Below are 19218 nucleotides of genomic sequence, written 5' to 3' on the forward strand. Positions count from 1 at the left end.
AAGAGAATAGGCTTTTAAAATTACAGATGAACAAGGAATTTAAAGATAAAACATAATTTGATCATCAAATCTAGCACACAGATTCTACTTATTTCAAGATCATTTGCTAGGATTGGTATTATTTTTTAACACGATTTTAGATGATCACAGTCGTTACATCATTAATTGGCAATTATGCGATTTCTTGAAACAAGGTCTTTATTTTCTTTCGCTAATTTTATTTCAATTGTCATATTTTACATTTTCAAGGTTGCAAAAAAGTTGCAAAACTACCTTAAAAACCTCGTTTGCCTTAAACAAATGTATAAAAAAATAACTTTATTAAACGACAAAGCCCCAATACACATTGTATATCGGGGCTTTTCAACTTGTGGTCCCACCTGGGCTCGAACCAGGGAGGGTTACCACTGATATTATTAGTTTCACGAAATATCATTATATGAAGGCATCCTAATATTACGCCTTTCATACAAATATAGATCATTTTAAAGTAAGGTTGTCAACTTTTTTTGCAAGATTTGTTACTCGTATATATTCAACATTTACCATCCGAAATATTTAATCTTTATAGATAACAAGATTTATTTCATTATGACGATTTTCATTATCTCCAAATCTAAACATATAAACATTGTGTGAAGAATTCCATTTTATATCATCTCTAAAAGTACTATCATCATTAATCGTTTTGCTTTCAAGATTAATTTCAGAAGGAGAACCAATTTGCTTTGTAATATTGCTTCTTACTTCATAAAATATCTTTTCAAATACTTCATTAGATTTCTCATAATTATTCTTTTCATTCCATTGATAATATATCAGTTTAACCTCACCTTGACTGTTATAATAATAGCATTTTGTTAAAACAATATTTTGTTGAGGATTCGATTTATATTCTTTTGGAATTTCAAATTTATGATTTTTTATAAATGGATATATTCCTTCACTTACATCTACAAAATAATTTCTAGTTATGTCTTCGGAATTTACACTTTTTTCGTATTTTACAAAATCATCTATATTGCCCAATTTAACTTCAACATTAGTTGTTTCACCATTAATTTTACTCAATGAAGAACAACCACTTAATGGTGATACAATTGATAAAATAGTTATCAGATATAATAGCATTCTTCCTAATAAAGGACTTTTCTTTGCTCTTGATAGTAGTTTATTTTCTTTAAATTCAATTTGATTCATAATCTATATTTTGTCTTTTAGAAAGTTTATTTATTACGATAAATTCCTTAAATCGGATTTTCAAACCTGTCTAAACAAGCTTTACAACAAACCAAACCACAACTTTCTAAAACATCTTTTGAGAAATTATTAGATACAAAACCACAACGGAAGTTTATAAATAATTTAAGTTCCTTCATGATTAAATATTTGATTTGATTTGCTTTTCTAAAGTCATTCATTAGTTTTTCGTAACCATAGTTTTTTATAAAAACATCACTTGTAAGTTCACTAACCTTTTGCTCAATAATATATTTTGGATCATTTTCATAATAACTGAATTCCATTAAATTAAAAATTGTTCTATTATTAAAATTTGTTCTATAATCTTTTACAAATTTTCTAATTTTATCTTGAACATTCATTAAGCTATAAAACTGTTTAGAAATTTCATAGGTACTATTTTTTATGTTAATTATAAGCTTATAATCTCCACTTAATCGAGGCAATTTATGTAGAGGTGCGAAAGATGTATTGTATTTAAAGGTTATTTTGGCAACTCTTTCACTCCCTTCAACTTTATCAAATTCGTTTTTTATAAACCAATTCCTATATTCATTTACTAATTCTATCCCCCTATCGCTAACTTCGTCTGGTATTTTGTAATTATTAAAATCATTATTTAGGTATTTACAATTTTCAAATAAATGATATTTGTATGCTCCGGGGTGTTCAAATACATATAAAAGCATATCTTTTTTTGGGTGTAAATATTTTGTTTCAATACTTGTTGCAGTAAGTCCTTGTAATATTTTAATATGTTCTCCTAGCATATTAAACTCATGCGAGGATAAAACCCGATCAACTCCAAAATGATAAATAATTTCATTGTATAAATCTGGTGGCACTTCTACTTTTTGTGTTCCCCTACTATTAGTAAGCTTGTTATATACAGCTTTTGTTATATATGCCATAAGGAATTATTTAACATATTTACAATATTAGAAACTTTATTGTTAATCTCCTAATAACAAATATGAAAGTGTTAATTTAATATACCAATTCATATTAACTACTTTCTAGAATTTTTTGTACTAGCAATATTATTATTTACTTTTTCTATTGTATCACTTTTTTGAATAATTATAATGGGCTTACTATTTTTAAGCAAAGAATCTAAATTTTTAATTTCTATAGGTTCTTTTATATTAAAAAACGATTCTTCTTTTTTTGTAAATAACAACATTGAGCATACAAACATTACAATTACTCCAGTAGAAAAATTACCATATTTAAATGCTTTATATGCATGAAGTAAATTGGTTGCTTTCTCATTGTTTATTTTAATACTTTTATTAATACTATATAAATAATCTCTTACAAGTTCAGAATTAAATTCTACAATAGATCTTTTTTTAAAATCTAAAACATTTGCTGGATTTGTATACGGATATTGAAATTTTTTTACATTAAAATTTTTGAGAGCATTAGTTATTGATAATAGGTAAAATGTAAATGTTATTAGCAATAGAATTATTATCGAAATTTTAAGATAAATTGTTGAATCCTCAAACCTTTCCATTATTATAGGAACAAATAAGCCTACTAGAGAAAAGACAATACTTGTTTGAGAAATGATTTGAGAGGTTTTATTTTCTATAAACCCCAATCTATTGTTTTCATCTTCCAAAACAGATTTTAAAAAGTTTTTATGTTCTACTATCTTTTCAGAATCTAAATCATTCTTTAAATCATAATCTGCTATATTATAGGTGAAAGGCTCTATATGTTCATTTATAGTAATTACACCCAAGCTTCTCATAAAATTTTTAAATTTAGTAATCATATTAATTCATTGATTATTGCATCTGATATTTTTAACCCAGTTTCATTTTCAATCCAAGCCCATTGTCCGTTTGGATTAATTTCTAAAAAGATATAATTGCCGTTATTGTCTTTTATTAGATCAATTGCTCCAAATTTTAAATTTAACTTTCTAACCAACAAAATACATTTTTCTTTAACTTCTTCTGGTATATTTTCCTTAAAGAATACTAATTTCTCTTTTCTCCAATCTATTTTTGTGTATTCCGAAATTTGCGAGTTAACTCCAGCTGAGAAGACTTTATCCCCCACAACTGTTACTCGTAACTCAATATTTTTATCAATTTTTTCTTGAAAAATACATGGTGTTAGATCATATTCTTCAATTTTCTGAATATGTTCTTCTTTCAAAACATTAGTAAAAATAAATTCAGTTTCATTGTTATTATTAATTTTAGATTGGGAAAGAGGCTTTATAATTACATTCTTTGCATTTTTGATATAGAAAGCTTTTAAATCATCTTTGGAATTAGTAACTAATGTATCAGGAATTTTAAAACCTATTTCTTTAGCGATTTTTAATTGAATCAATTTATTTTCTGCGTGATATATGCTAAACGGGTCACTTAGCCATTTAGCTTGAATTGTACAAAATAGATTTTTTAGTAAAGCCTCATATTCGTTTAGCAAATAGATTTTTTGATTTAAGTTTTGATTTTCAAGTTCAGGTAACTTTGTTCTTCTAAACCATACTGAACTGAAATTTGTTTCTCCATCAATTTTAAAATTTAAATTCTCATCAACGGAAAAGATGTTGTGAATAATATCTTCACAATTCAATCTCTTATATTCAATATTCTTCTGATTTAATTTGTTTATAATAAAATCACTTGTATAATCTTCTTTATGAGTTATAATTAAAATCATTATCTATCGCTGTCTGATGCTTCTTGCGTTACTAATGTCATAGTTGTTGTTCCCATAATAGATTTGATAGTATTAAAGCTTCTATCATCATCCGTTCCTTCAAGTTGATATGATGTTTTTGTTAATGTTCCCATCATTATATTCATATCGCTATCACTATCAGAAGTTTCATTATATGTTCTAGTATGAGTTTCAGTTGACATATTCAAGTATTCTATTGCAGGAAAACCTGTTTCTTTTTCGACTGTTAGATTTAATCTTGAATCATATTCAATTTTTGAGAAATCAAAATTTTCGTCTTTAGAAGTTTCTGTGTATTCTAGAATTAAAGGTTTCATATCATTCTATATTTAAGAGTTTTTAAATTATTACTTAATTACTAATTCTTTATCCAGTCATTTTTAACTTGATAGTGTATACTTTACATTTGTCTATTTTCCAGAATTCCTATAAGATTTACTAAAGAAATTGTGGCAGAAACACAAATTGAAGCTTCCTTGACAGTTGCTGTCCTTCTATGTGTTAAGTCATTTGCCAAATCGTTTGAAGAACGAGCATATCTTCTTAAATTTTCATTTGTTTTCCCTGGAATTTCACTTGAAAAATATGCATCAAGCATTCTCTTAGCATCTGTTCTACTTACATCAATGTTATCAAGGATTTTATGTTTTTCAGGATTATAAACTTCCTGTGCTAATGAAATAATAGTATCTCTACATAAAAGACCAACAGCTTGAAATTGTTCTTCTACCTGAGCCTGTGATATTCTAAATTTGATTTCCCTTACAGAACGCTCAATTCTGTCCCAACCATTTAGATTAACTGAAATGTTTAGTAGTTCTGATTGTTGACTTTCCATTGTCAACTTAAGTAATTTTTCAAACATCTTTCCTATAAACGTTCTTCTATCTTTGTATTGAGGAAGTTCTCCTGAACTCCATTTTCCATACCACTGCCATAATTCAGAATATGGATTTGGATTCTCAAGACCAAGACTTCTCATTGCTTCATTAAATTTTAAATACTTTTTTTGATATTCATTGTTAACGTCTTGAATCATTTTCGATCCCGTTGCCACAGCTATCATAATATCTTTAAGATAATTTATTTCAGAAACAAATTCATCCTTACTATAGAGATTGATTATTTTATCCCATTGGATTTGTTGGGTTGATTGGGGAATAATACAAATACTACTTATTTTTTCATTTTCTAGAGTTCTTAAAATTAATTCTAAATTCTGCTTAATTTTATCTTCAATGACATCTTGTATTGGTAGAATCTTAATAAATTGTTCAACATTAGTAATAATGTTAATGGAATAATAAGTCGTGCCTCCATTCCAATTATCATAATGTACTTCTTCACAAGATATTTCGGAATCATTTAAAATATTTACAATTTCAGTTTCTTTTTGCCCGACTAAAAGTTCGGTTACTGTTAACATTAATTTTCTTAAGTAATTTTTATTTTCTAGCATAGTTTTAATGCAAAATATTTGATATAAAAATACAAATAACATCTTTATAAATCCAATATAAGAAATTGTGATAGAATATAAGTATTCTCAAATAAAAAAAAGCTCCCGAAGGAGCTCTATTTAATAACTAAACTTATAACCTGATGTTTGTTTACGTTCACCTCTGCAACAGCGTGTAATTGATGATAAACCAATACCTAACTTTTTAGACGCTTCTCTTGCTGAATTAAAAGTAGCTAATAATACACCATCTAAATTATATTGATATACTATTTTAGAACGTTTATCTTCAACCTTTGGGTATTCTGGAGTGTAAGACCACAAAAATCCTTTTGCTGACTTTAAACTACCTAAACAAGCATTGCTTATTGTTTTCTGTGAAGCATTTACCGAATCACCTGCTTCTTCTAACGTGGTATAGGTTGCTATTGGCTCAGGATTGTTTAATTCAAACTGATAAATTGTTTTTCTAAATCCACCACCTCTATCTGAATTGTAACCATTTTTGATTGTATTATAGGCTTCAATATAATGGATTTCCTTTTGTGCTAATTCATCTGTGGTTTCAACCTCATCTAATAATTCAACTTTAAAAGCCTGAGGACAGAAGTCCTCAATGGCTTTATGAAATTTATTGTCAACATTTTTTACACTTTTTTGAAGGTGGTCTTTTAATCTTGATTCAATCTCTTGTGTAGTTGAACCAATATAAGATTCCTTAGTAAAGATGTTCCAAATTCTATAAACTTTATTCATTAGAACCTCCTTCCTCTAAACTTTGTTCAATTAGATCTTCTTCATCATTGGTGATATCATTAGATATTGGTTTGTTAGGGTCAGTAATTTTAAATCTAAGAACACTACCTGCATTTTTTTCTTCATATTTGTAACCTTTATATTGACAATATTTTTTAAGGTCTTTTGTAAATGCAATCGAAGATATAGGTAAATCTAACTGATCATTATAAACTTCGACAGCTTCTTTCTTTATATTCCAAATTCCGTTGCTATTTTCCACAATTGCTTCTATTGCATCATACATTTTACTACCTATTAATCCTCTTAATCTAGAATTGAGAATATCTTGATTTATACACTCTATTAAACCATGTTGATGATAGTAAGCATTACATTCTATCATAAAAAGAAAGAATTTATTGAAAGCTTCATCATTCCAATCATCAGAAAAGAAAATTTCATTAAAATGATCTTTGGGAGAATAACTTGCACTAAATACGTTGTCTAAAACTAATTCAATCTTTCTACGTTCAGATGAATCGCCTTTTATCATTTTAACCTCTCTATTAGATGAAACCACAAATTTTGGTGCGTATTTATAATCTAAAATAAAAGACTGTTTACCTTTTTTCTCAACTTCAAAATCTCCCGTTGAGACTGAAAAAATATCCTCTAGTTTGAACTTATCGTTGACGTCATCAAAAAGCACGGTGTTAGTAGCTAGATTTACATTTTGATATAAAAAAACATTAGGTCTATCGTTATTGTATCTTTTGCCATCAATAATGGTTACATTACGTAATTGTTTAATTGCTCCATTAATCAATAAAGTTTTACCCGTACCACCATTTGCAGTTGTTTTTGTACCTGTTTCAGCATCATAAAGTAGTACAATTTTATTTTCTTGTGCTTCTTTATTAGTATGTAAAAGATAACCTAAAATTGATTTTAAAGAATTAAATCTATCTTCATTATTCCCTGTAACCATTTTACAGAATTCTTTGAAGTTACAACCATCACTTGTTTGAGGTTTTACAAATGTTTTTTTAATTCTGGTGTCTGATAAAATTGAACCTTCAATATCTTTATATTTAATTATCTCATATCCATTACGTGTAATTTTTATCAACTTGTTCATAAATGGAATGTAGGTCGTATCACGAGTATCTCTTAATATATCAAGTTCAATTGTTTTAAGGAATTGTAACTTGTTTGATGATAAATAGCCCATACTACCTCTCAAAAACTTCTCAATCAGCTTTCTATCTAATTCATGGGCTTTCATTAACGAAACTAACTTGTATGCAAGATTCTTCTCATTAAACACTTCAATAACATTATTACGTTTATAAATTAGATGATTGTTGTAAGGACTTTGCTCATCTCTACAAATACCATAACCCATTTCTTCCAATAAATGAATTAATCCCATTTGTTGTACTTCTACTTTATCACCTTCTATTTTAAATATTGCTTCAAAAAGCAATTTTTGTTGACTGTTTGTCATGATTTCAAAAATTATATCATTAATAAATTTTTGTGATTGTGATAAGGCCTTATTTAATCACATGACAAAGGTGAACATTGTAGATTGCTCTGGTGACGGCAAAAAAAATTTCCTCTGTTTTATAGAGGAAATTCAATGGTTAATATTTTGAAATTTTTTTAAATAAATCACTTAATCTCTTTTCAGATCTGTCATTTAGCTTATTTGTATTTTTTAGGTCATTTAATCTTTTATTTAAACTATCTAACGACAAAACTTCTCCATCATCATTTTCAACACAAAAGTTACGTTCTAGAAAACGACCTAATTCTCCATCAGATATAAAATCTATTACTTTGTGAGTCCTTAAAAAATGGAAAAATGTTACTAAATCTGTTTCGTTCCAACTGTGAAGTGCAAGCTTATCATTTTTTAAATATTTATCATTATATAGCGTTGGTGAGCTAACTGCAATTTCAATTTGTAATAGCTGCGATTTCAATTCAGTAAACAAACTAAATTCAATGAAATCGAATTGATTAATATTGTCAAATATATTGGCTATAAATTTCTTTTGTTCATTTAAAAATTTATGCCTTTCCTTTTGACTTTCTAATAAATCTTCTCTTATGTAATTATAAAAATCTTCTAAAAAATTTGAACTTAATTTTTTTATAATTGAGGGTAGAAAATCTTTGTAGAAAAATCTTTTTTGTAAATCATATGAAAAACCGTTGGGGTCTTCTTTATGAGGTAATGGTACTTGATCTTCTATTGAAAATTCTTCTTTTATAAGAATTTTTTCAAATTTAGGAAAGTATTCAGGATTCATTTGATAACGAAAATCTTCTTTTAGAAAGTCTATTTGCAGTTCAATAAATGATTGTTCGTTTGTAAAGTAATCAATAAAAAAGGGTTTCATAAAAATTAGTTATAAGCAAATATAACTATTTTATGGTAGCGGTAAAGTTTCCCTTCTTCCTTTAATAAAACCATCATCCCTTCAAACTTCAAACGTAACTGCCAATACTTTAGTATTATCGAAGTGATAAATCTTTCGCAAAGATAATAAAAATAAATGACAATTCCTAATTTTTTGTTAATTATTTTATTTAATTTATTAATTTTTTAAATTATATGCAAATGTAACACTTTTTAAAGTTAAATATACCCCCTTTTCAATTTTTGTAAAAAAAGTTGACTAGATTCGCACAAAAATAAGACTGAAGCCTATAGAACTTCAGTCTTGTAATTGTTAAACGTTTTCAGTGGTTATTTGTTTGACCTGTAACCGTCTCAAAAGTTTTGCATCAAAATACAGCATAACAGGTTGTTTACTTATAATATTTCAAAGGATTTGTACAGATAGTAACTGTTGTTTATTTGGTAAACAGTTTCTAATCTAATAGAGATTTTAACGCTTAAAACCTCGTATTTACAGCCTTCTTCAACACTTCCAACAGTTTCGGTTGCTTGTACAATAAAAGGGCATTTAAACTTATTTAAACACCCTTTATAATCAATCACATATAACTCATCCGACCTTGTAAGTTCTATTTGTTTTAATAATTTATCATAATTACTCATTGGACCGTTTTCAAGTAAAAGCTATTTATTTATGAGAGATACCAACACTTCGCATTATTTTGTTTGAAATTGGTTAGGTATTGTACAAACTCGTATGCATTGGCGTTCCGTTCAAAGTTTACATCTATGTAAGTGCTTTTGTTCGCTTCGGTAAACAAGTTGTATAAATTCCAGAAGTTAATTGTACCATCATCAGCTTTCATAAAATCTATATCTGTGTGATAATCTTTAATAATAGAATTAATCTGTGTATCTGTAATTGAAATAGGAAATAGTTGTTTTCTAGCTTCTTTTGATTGGTAATTGTACATTTTCATTTTACCTACTAAATGAGCAAATTCTTGTTCGTTAATACTGTAATTCAACATATTTCGCATGGTATTTACATGAGATTGTCTATCATAAGAATGAAATAGTTCATATACTTTTTGTTTCAATTCCATAGTTGAACCTACACGTAAATCGGCTTTTAAACCATCAGTAGCAATACATAAGTTAGTACATACTGTATTTTGGTAACCTACAAAGACTTTAAACTTCTCAATGGATTTCTTACTGAAAAGATTTTCTTGATTATAGGCACGAACACCACCTACACACAGGTTAATACGATTACCATTGATAATTTCATAAATCTCGGGAATTTCAATAACAAACGCCATGCGCTCATAATAGATGGTTTTCTCGTGCTCTAACAGCTCCTTTGCAGGTTTACCAATTGCAGTCGGTATTCTACCTTTAATGATGTGAGAAACACGTATATCAAGCTTTAACTGTGCATTATGCCCCAATATTTCTTGCAAAGCTTCTTCTACGGTTGTAATGAATTCGTAATGACTAATTGTAGTTTCATTATCTTTTGCAAATACAGGAATGATACAATCCTCTTTTAAATGCGAAAGGCTAACCTGTAACGTGTTAGCCTCTATAAATCTTGTTTTTGACGAGTTTTCGATTTTTGAATCTTCAATAATTTCAATAGTCGGGTTCTGTGGTAATGTTAGTAATTCCATAATAATTTTGTTTTAGATGTTAATAATGTTGTCTGAAATGATTTGATTTGGTGTAAATTCTAATTCTGATTTACGCTTTAGAATGTCCTCGTAAATGTCTTTACGTTGGTCGATGTACTTGTTGTACAGTTGTTTTAGGTCTTCTTCGTTGGTAGCTTGATAAATCTCTAGTTTGATTTGATCTAATGATTTACCCTGTTTGCACCAATCGGATAGCTTTTTACCTGTACTTGAATTAATAACAAACTCTGGTTTTCCTGCAAATAAGCCTGTACGGTCTTTTGAAGCATTTACAAGGTTTCTGTCGTTCAGAAATTCAAAGTTTACGGTTAATTCATACTCATAACCCTCACGAGTAATTTCTTTCATACCAACTTTAGATACTTTGGTTTTACCATTAGAATCTTGATCGATGCTATAATCAACCTTTCTTCGTGAAGTAGTAATCACATGGCATTTAGATTGTATAATAGCATCTAAGAAAGCATTGTGTCTTGGGGTAACTTTTGCCCAATCATTAAATCTACCACCCAACATTTCATGGATTTCCAAACAACCGCCCTTACCTTGCCACTCGTGGCTGATACTATCAACAATAATAACCTCCATATCTGCGTTTTCACAGACTTTAATAGCTTCGATGTAACGTTCAGGTGCAAATGGTTCTTGTAGTGCTAATACGTTAAAATCTCCTAAGTGAGAGTATAAACTCGCACTGTTGTTTTCGGTGTCAATGATGGCTATTTTACTCCAATCTTCTATGATACCATAGGCTAATAGTAAAGCTGAATACGTTTTACCATATCCACTCGGACCCGATAGTCCAATTCTTAATTTTACTTGATGTCTTTGTGCTTTTTGTAACTGCATAATTTCTTGATTTTAGATTGTTTAATGTTAATTAAAGAATATATAAATCCGATTCTTGGCGTAAGCTAAGAATCGGAAAGAATTTTTTAGGGTTTTACAGGTTGTTATACCTACAATTCTTAAAAGGTTATTATTGTACTTGAAGTTTATTTAATAGTGGTAATTGTTAATTTAGAAAGGATTTTAGTAGGTTTTACACTGTACAGAAATCTAAATTACCCACCAATACTGAAAATAGTATAACGTTGATTGAATTTTTTATATAGTTACTTATTATAACCTACTGTAGCTACAACAATTTGAAACACTAACAGCAATTTTGTACTATAGCAGTTGCTCCATCTGTAACAGCTACTATATATACAACAGCTACCGCAATGAAGCACCTGAAATAATTATCCTTAAACCTGCTAATTACCTAGCTAAACCAATGTTAACATGGTAGAGTTGCTTCCGCATGTTGAGATTGTTTCAATTGGGTTAAGATGAATTGAACTTTTAATTTAATGTAAAGTAGTTGAAGTATTTCTGTACTAAAAAGGCTGGTATTAAACTGTCTACAAGAAAACGTGACGACCGAAGGGCGGGGTATAGCACCAATTAATAATTGATGGGGGCTACCTTTACTATAAACATGCTCTCACCATTACATAAAAAGTCAAGTTTTATTGCAAATTTTTAAGAGAGTCTCATAAAAAAAACGTACAAACACCCACATTTATAGTATGTTAGGGTTGTACGTTTTATGTTGGTTTTAAAAAGTTTGTTGTTGGTGTTGTTTGTAAAAGTTACTTTGGTGTACTTTATCTTTGTAAAACACACTTACTTACTGCGTCCTTATAAAAGTCGAAACTATTAAATGTATAACAACAGTAAGGTGTTTTAAAAAAGATCCCCCTAACTATGGTATTATCCAAGTAGGGGGATTTGTTTTTAGTTGTTAGTTACAAGTTGCTTTTCTAATGAGTAACTTTGGATAATACCATTTTGCGATCGAGGGATTAAACTATTACCTTTTATCAACCACACTTCGTTTATAAATACTCTCCTACCTGAAAACTTAATAGTAAAAACATTACTACTCTCATCTTTAATTTTATAAGTTGGAGATATAAAACTATTCTTATTTGTTATATAAAACGCTTTGATATCACACTTCTTAATTTTTGTAGTATCCCACTTATCTTTTAGGACAATTTCTTTATTATCATCTAATATCAAATGTAAGTCATAAGAGAAAAAAGTTTTATCATACCTGCTAACTTTAAAAAACAATTTGTTCTTTTTACTGTTCCTTTTTTCATCTACATCAAAAATATCATTATTTTGAAAACTATTAAGAATTAAACTATCATTAGATATCTTGTAAGTCCCTTTAGTTTCATAACTTGAAAAGTGAAAGTTTGATTTATATGTAAACTCATTGTTGTTTAATTCAATACTCTCATAAAAATGACTTGCTCTGTAAACATATAAACCGTTATCAATGGTCATTGACCCAAATATAATATAAACTAATATTAAATATATACTTAATTTCATTATCTCCTTTTTTTAACACCCTTATTGTAATCTTTTTCCCACCCAATATATACTTCAGGAACTGTAGTTCCATTTTTACCAGCTTCAATTGTTGCTTTTCTCATATCTTTTCCATCTTTTGAAGATAAGTTTAAGGATGATTGATGCATTCCTTGATAAATTTGTGGATTTTGCTTTTTTCCAAAATCAATAATATCAGAGTCCATGTAATATGGTGGTGCAGCTGGATTAAATTGTTTTATACCTCCTTCTAATATATATTGTCGATTATATCCTGCAGTTTCATCTCCTATATCGTATAGAGTTGACTGATCATCTCTTCTTAACGAAATTTCACCTGTTTCAAACTGAAATCCATGCATTAGCTCATGACCTATAACTGAATATGAAGCAGTTGTTCCCATACCAATATCTACTGCATTTGTACCAAAATTATAATTTACATACCCAGAATTTCCTTTATTGGTTTTATCATAAAATACATTATAAACTTGTTCAGAATCTTCTAATGCTTTTATTTCATTTTGAACACCCTGCAAAAAAGTTATAAATTTATTTCCAATTTCCGCATCAATCTGACGATCCTTCATCATTCCTCGAACAGACGCTATATCACTACTTAGTTTTTCCTTTTGTTTTTTTACAATCTCATCTGGGTCTAATACTTGCATTCCATCGGGATCAATAAAATAAATAGGATTATTTAAAGCGTATCCATATGGAGTTATATTCCAATACTGCTCCGCCAGCGGATCCACATTCAACCAACGTCCTAAAGCTGGATCGTAATTACGTGCGCCAAAATCATATAAATCTAATCCTAATTCATCATTTAATTCTTTACCTGCGTACTTATATTTATATCCTTTTCCTGGTAATTCATTGTATCCTTTGTGCTTTAACCCAAATGGATAATAATTATTCTCTTCTACAATTTCTGTTGCAGGATTTATTGTTCCATCACCATCTAAATCGGCATAAACTAAGCGGTTATTTCCTAAATGATCTTTGTAAATGTAGTGGTAAACATATTTCATCATACTAAAACCGTTACCTACATCTATATACTTATGCTCCACATAGCCTTCTGCATGTGGAAAAGTCTTGAACTCTCCGTTTTCATATTGGAATCCACTTAAGTAGTCAGTGGTAACTGCCAGACCACCACTTGGCTCTACTTTTTTACTTAAACGAGTTCCAGCTGCATCATAGATATAACTTATTTGTCCACCATTGCTAAAACTTACTTTGTATGGTAAATTTAAGTGATTATAAGTTACCGATGAAATTCCTTTATTTAAATCTTGAGTAATGTTTCCAAAACTATCATAAAAATAATCATTTCCTGTCGTATTTCCATCTTTAAAACCTTCTGGATTATTAGTAGCATCTATAACCGATTGTAATTGGTTACCATTATAACTATACGTTAGTTCATCGGTTTGAATAGGTTGTCCTAATTCTTCTTGCCCAAAACGCTTTAAAGTTGTAATATTTCCATTTCTATCGTATGCAACATCTTCAGCATATTGACCGTCGCGATTATAACTTGTAAAATTCCCCCACATACCACCAACATTCGTAGCTTTTAAATGAGATGCATAATTTAAACGATTTAAATTATCGTAGTTATAACCATAACCTCTTATAATATTATCGTTAGAAGTTTTCCAACTAACACTTGAAATATTCCCATTAAATTGAGGTTTTGATGTATCACCATAGTAAGTAGTAGAATAATTAATATGGTATTTAAAAACACTATTGTCTGAAAAATCAAATATAAAAGGATCGACTTCATTGATAGAAGTCAACCATCCACGAATATTATAATTATAGTTAACCTTTTGAAGATTTCCAGCTATACCTCCCACATCTTTTGTTTTTAAAACTCCTAAAGCGTCATAGGTATTTGTTACAATTTTCTCTACTGTACCTGCACCTATTTGCTGTGTTTGTGTTAATAAGCGGTCACGTCTATCATAGGTAAAATTATCAGTTATAGTTAAAATACTTGAACTACTATTTTGCTTTTGTGTAGTTGTGGTTTTAGTAGGTACACCAGTAAAGGCTAATTTACTATCTACCTGCGTATATCCACCTAAATGGTTACTGCTATAGCTTCTAATAACACGGTATTTATCATCATATAAATTATAAGAAATAGTTCCAACAGTACTTGTTGGTATAGTTAAAACACGTGTCCATGAACCTGTTAATTGCCCTTTTAATGCTGTATTGACAGTTTGTGTTTCAATGGTAGGAAACGATGTTGGGGCATTAGGATAGGTGTAATTATCATAATAATTAACAGATAATAACTTAAAATTTGTTGGAAAACTTGTATTTGAATAATTTACAGTGATGCCATCAATAGTATTTGATCCTGTTTTAGTTTCTACAACAAAATTATTTTGTGCTAATGAATTTCGTGTAGCACTATTAAAACTATTATATTCATAAAAACCTGTATAAATGCTTCTTCCAAAATTATCATATTTTGTAAGTAACCACCCTTTAGAACCATCACCAAAAGGATTGTAAATAGGACCAGTTAGCACTACACGATCTGATTTATCATAGACGATATATTCCCAATCTTTCTGTGGTAATTTCTTTTCTACCAATCGTTTTTTAGCATCATAATGATATTGGTAACACCATTTGTCTAAATGATCACCTAAAACACTTCCATTTGCCATTGGTGGTATCACAAATGCTAACAAGTCTAAGCCATTATACACATAGTAGGTGTCATGTGGATCACTATTATTGTAGGTACGTTTTAATACAACATTTCCTTTAGTATCTTTAAATTCTTCTACTGTATTATTAGTTCCATCACCATCTTTCCAGTTTTCATTTTTAATAACTGTTTTTGTTAAAGTATTTATAGGGTAAAAGCCATTCTCTGAAATACTGTTTTTATAGATTCCATCGCTATATGAAGTAGTTACATTGAATCTTTTCACTTCATTTGAAGTATTTAATGTATATGAATTACGAATGGTGTTGCGTAAACCTTCTGGTGTTGCGCCTGCATTTTGGTTGATATTCCAAACATCACTTGGAAAACCTGCTTCTAAAACACGTTGTCTGGGTGATGCTTCTTTTCTGGTTTCACTATACGGATTAGGAGTTGTTCCATAAATTGCATCATAATAAGCTGTTGTTTGTGTTTTGCCATTATCAACAAAATCAGAATTATGTACCGTAGAAGGTGCTCCTCCTATAAATATAGGAGGTCCCTGTTTGGTTCCCGAAGACGTAAAAGGCAGATACTCTTTGCTCTGACCGATGTTCTTCTCATATTCTATGTGCGTAACAATATTCTTGTCATCATTAGGTGAACTATTTTGATCCACTACTTGTATTGGTCTTCCCAAACCATCGTAATACGTTGTGGTTACAACATGAGTATTTGTTGTACCAAGAGGAATTCCTTGTCCAACAGAGGCTATACGCCTTGTAGTTTCCTTTACATAATTTTTTGTAGTTGTTTGTGCATAACTTCCTATTACAACAAACAAAAAGCTAAGAATAATTATTTTTTTCATAAGTTGTTAATTTGTAAAGTTATATTCGTACTGTTTTAAAATATTTCCTAGATAATCTTTTACAGTAGCCAATCGGTTAAAGGTATCATATTGATAGGTAGTTTCCTTTCCATTTTCATCGGTAGTGCTTGATATACCCACCATTGGTTTGTAGGTGTAAGTGGTTACCATTGCATTTGGAAATATGGTACGTAAGCTATTTAAAGTGGTTTTCAAATTTACTTCGTTGTAAAAGGTACTATTTTGATTACTGTAATTTGCAATATTATCCCTTAAGCCAGCATGGGTTGATGAATAATATATAGTAGGATTTGAATTTATTAGTTTAGCTACTAACTGTGTATCCTTATAACCGTAAATAAGTGTTATAAAAGTACCATCTAATTGTGTGTAACCAAGTAGCAATCCGTTGTAATAATGCGGATTTAACATGCCTATTGGTTCATAAGTACTCATTTCAGGTGTTTTAAATTGTGTACTTGTTAAATTTCCTGAAGTGTCGTATGATTTTAAAACTTGTTCTTTTAAATTACCATTAATATAATTACGGGTTTGAGTATTTAATATAGCGTTGTTTATGCTTTGATAATCAAATTCAGCCCTTGTGGTTTTCCCTAAATTGTCTATATCTACTTGAGAAATAATTTGTCGTTTATCAGTATCATAATTTGTTTCTGAACTTGTTTCTATATAATTTCCACTTTCATAGATTTTATTATTGGTTGTTGATGCTAAAATAAATGGTTTTGGAATATGAGTAAAAGCAGTTGAATAGAAAGGAAGTGTACTATACGTATAATCATAATTACTTTCTGAAATTAATTGATTTGAAAAAGTGTATTTCTTTAACTTCTTTAAATCAGTTCGTATTGATTCGTTGGGAGGAGTATTATCAGTAAAACCATATTTAGTATATTGTTTTCCTATTCCTCGAATATTAGAAGTTACTTCATCATAAATTATGTAAAAAGGCTTTAATTCATAATCGTTTAAATATGAAAGCCTTACACGTCCTGAGCTCATATTGCTTTCTGTTTGGTCAGAATAGTCAAATCGTACAACTTTTTCTGCTTGAGCCTCTCCATTTGGTGAACCTAGTATATTCTTTAAAACATTCTCTTTAAAAAAAGCAATCTTAGAAATACGATTTCCTTCAGCATATCTAAAATTAGAATATATATTATTGTAATTAAATCTATAAACTTTAATATCTGAAGCATAAGTATTTCCTGACAAAAATTTTAGTTTATAAGTATTATTATCAGAAGCAGGTAAATCAATATTGGGAATTAAGTGTTTGCAATCTTCATCTGTTATGCTAACATTTTTATCTATGTTTTTTAATGGATTAGATACACCTAAATAAGTATTATATAAAACTAACGATGAATACAAATATTTATTCAATATATATATTTTATCTCCTTCATTTGCTTTAAATGTTACACCATCACCCAATTGTGTAAGTGGTAAACTTTCATAGATATGGTTATCATAATTTGAATCTTTGGTATTAAAAGCAGATGCACTACGAGAAAATGTATTAGGCTCAAATTCATAAACAACAGATCCACCAGTAGGGTATTTAATTTTCTGCAAAATAAAAGAATCAGCTCTGTAATCTTTCCTACTTAGGTGCATTTGACAATAACCTACTTTTGTAAGAAAACCATAACGATCTATAACTACATTTGAGTTATTTATATTATTAAGATAAGGGGTTTTATATTCAATTGTTGTATGCAGATGGTTTTGTAAAGTGGCATCATACTCTTTTACTCCTGTCAATAGTCTTTTTTGAAAATTTAAGCCATATGACCCATCTTTATAATCCTTAATAAATGGAATATTAGAAATCTCTTTTATTTCAAAATCAAAAGTTATTTTTTTTATCAAGTTATTCTTAAGATCTTTAATTTCTATGTTGTTTGTATAAGAATTTATTACATTACTACCATTTATTCCATATGTATTATTGAAAATAATGTTGCCTTGACCTACAACATTAATTTTTTTAAGAAATAGTTTCTGATATGCTTGACTCATCCCCAATCCATTTATCCAACGGTTCTCGTAGTCCGCTATTATAACTCCTGTCTGATCATATTCATAACTTATAATCAAATTATTATCTTTGTCATAAACTTCTGTAAGTTCTAGATTTTTCCAAAAAGGTTTTCCATCATAAAATATCTCTCTAGAGATAAGAGTCCCTGCTTTAATCAATACCCCTGTACCATCATCTAAGCCTTCAGACGGAGCTAATGTATGTCCCCCTAGATTCATAGTCAGTTTACATCCATATGGCAAATACATATCTTCTGTATGTCTTACTGACTCTTGATAATAGTTTTGATTAACGTGAGAAGGAGATGAAAATTTATATTTATAACCTTTTTTATCATAAATATTAATGGTTTTTATCAGTTCCCAACTATTTGGCTGTATGATCTCAACTTTAGCAAAATCACTAGACTCTAACAATTGTGCTTTTAAAATTCCATTTTCATTATAAATGGTAAATTTACCACTTAGTCCCATAAAATTAAAGGTAAAATGATCTGGATGTGAGCGATATTTTTCATTTAAATTATTACTGTAATAAAATTCATCTGCTACGTAAGGTCCTATTTTCACTCTTTTACCTAAAAAATCTCTTAGTTTTGATATTCCACATCTTATTTCTCCTCTTGCAGTTGTAACCAAAATAGATCTTTCATCGCTAATCTCCCTACTAATGGTACCTACTGTATTTAAAACCCATGCATCACCAAATTGATTTCCAATGTAAAAAACATTAGAATTCCCCATTTGGTCATAACTTAATGAAATTGGCAACTCAAAGTCCTTCTTTTTAATTGTATATAATGGTAATTCTACATCTAAAATACCCGTAGCCCCTATAGTTGGAAATTCGTAAAGATCTACTACTGAAGTAAATTTAAAAGGATCTATTTCTTGTCCAAAGCCTAAAAAAGATATTCCTGATAAAATAAAAAGTAAAAATTTCTTCAT

15 protein-coding genes are annotated in these 19218 nt (G+C 29.0%); all 15 read right to left on the reverse strand.

What is annotated here, in order from left to right; genetic code table 11:
• Positions 1 to 558: 558 nt before the first annotated feature.
• Positions 559 to 1200, reverse strand: coding sequence for a hypothetical protein (locus H1R17_RS12745; protein ID WP_163430933.1), 642 nt, complete (start codon positions 1198 to 1200; stop codon positions 559 to 561).
• A 47-nt stretch (positions 1201 to 1247) separates the two neighbouring features.
• Positions 1248 to 2153 carry a hypothetical protein gene (locus H1R17_RS12750; protein WP_163430932.1) on the reverse strand — a complete coding sequence of 302 codons (906 nt, stop codon included), beginning with the start codon at positions 2151 to 2153 and terminating at the stop codon, positions 1248 to 1250.
• Between the two features lie 98 nt (positions 2154 to 2251).
• Positions 2252 to 3025 carry a hypothetical protein gene (locus tag H1R17_RS12755; RefSeq protein ID WP_163430931.1) on the reverse strand — a complete coding sequence of 258 codons (774 nt, stop codon included), beginning with the start codon at positions 3023 to 3025 and terminating at the stop codon, positions 2252 to 2254.
• A complete protein-coding gene (locus H1R17_RS12760; protein WP_163430930.1) occupies positions 3022 to 3930 on the reverse strand; it encodes a hypothetical protein in 909 nt (302 codons plus the stop codon). Before H1R17_RS12760 ends, H1R17_RS12755 begins: the two co-directional genes overlap by 4 nt.
• Positions 3930 to 4268 carry a hypothetical protein gene (locus tag H1R17_RS12765; RefSeq protein WP_163430929.1) on the reverse strand — a complete coding sequence of 113 codons (339 nt, stop codon included), beginning with the start codon at positions 4266 to 4268 and terminating at the stop codon, positions 3930 to 3932. Before H1R17_RS12765 ends, H1R17_RS12760 begins: the two co-directional genes overlap by 1 nt.
• Before the next feature lie 83 nt (positions 4269 to 4351).
• Complete coding sequence (locus tag H1R17_RS12770) at positions 4352 to 5410, reverse strand: hypothetical protein (protein ID WP_163430928.1); 1059 nt, start codon at positions 5408 to 5410, stop codon at positions 4352 to 4354.
• A 120-nt stretch (positions 5411 to 5530) separates the two neighbouring features.
• Positions 5531 to 6166, reverse strand: a complete 636-nt coding sequence (locus H1R17_RS12775) for an NUMOD1 domain-containing DNA-binding protein (protein WP_163430927.1) — start codon at positions 6164 to 6166, stop codon at positions 5531 to 5533.
• Positions 6159 to 7655, reverse strand: coding sequence for a primase-helicase family protein (locus H1R17_RS12780; RefSeq protein WP_163430926.1), 1497 nt, complete (start codon positions 7653 to 7655; stop codon positions 6159 to 6161). Before H1R17_RS12780 ends, H1R17_RS12775 begins: the two co-directional genes overlap by 8 nt.
• 139 nt (positions 7656 to 7794) lie before the next feature.
• Complete coding sequence (locus H1R17_RS12785) at positions 7795 to 8556, reverse strand: hypothetical protein (protein ID WP_163430925.1); 762 nt, start codon at positions 8554 to 8556, stop codon at positions 7795 to 7797.
• Positions 8557 to 8972: 416 nt separating this feature from the next.
• Complete coding sequence (locus H1R17_RS12790) at positions 8973 to 9221, reverse strand: hypothetical protein (RefSeq protein ID WP_163430924.1); 249 nt, start codon at positions 9219 to 9221, stop codon at positions 8973 to 8975.
• A 29-nt stretch (positions 9222 to 9250) separates the two neighbouring features.
• Positions 9251 to 10234 carry a DUF3871 family protein gene (locus H1R17_RS12795; RefSeq protein ID WP_163430923.1) on the reverse strand — a complete coding sequence of 328 codons (984 nt, stop codon included), beginning with the start codon at positions 10232 to 10234 and terminating at the stop codon, positions 9251 to 9253.
• A gap of 12 nt (positions 10235 to 10246) precedes the next feature.
• On the reverse strand, positions 10247 to 11104 hold the full coding sequence (locus tag H1R17_RS12800; protein WP_163430922.1) for an AAA family ATPase: 858 nt from the start codon (positions 11102 to 11104) through the stop codon (positions 10247 to 10249).
• A 933-nt stretch (positions 11105 to 12037) separates the two neighbouring features.
• Positions 12038 to 12646, reverse strand: a complete 609-nt coding sequence (locus tag H1R17_RS12805) for a hypothetical protein (protein WP_163430921.1) — start codon at positions 12644 to 12646, stop codon at positions 12038 to 12040.
• Positions 12646 to 16203, reverse strand: a complete 3558-nt coding sequence (locus H1R17_RS12810) for an RHS repeat domain-containing protein (RefSeq protein ID WP_163430920.1) — start codon at positions 16201 to 16203, stop codon at positions 12646 to 12648. The genes H1R17_RS12805 and H1R17_RS12810 overlap by 1 nt, the downstream gene beginning before the upstream one ends.
• Positions 16204 to 16209: 6 nt before the next feature.
• Entirely contained in the window at positions 16210 to 19218 is a 3009-nt protein-coding gene (locus H1R17_RS12815) for an RHS repeat protein (protein WP_163430919.1), read from the reverse strand.

It is taken from the genome of Flavobacterium sp. xlx-214, assembly GCF_013874595.1.
Taxonomy (GTDB): domain Bacteria; phylum Bacteroidota; class Bacteroidia; order Flavobacteriales; family Flavobacteriaceae; genus Flavobacterium.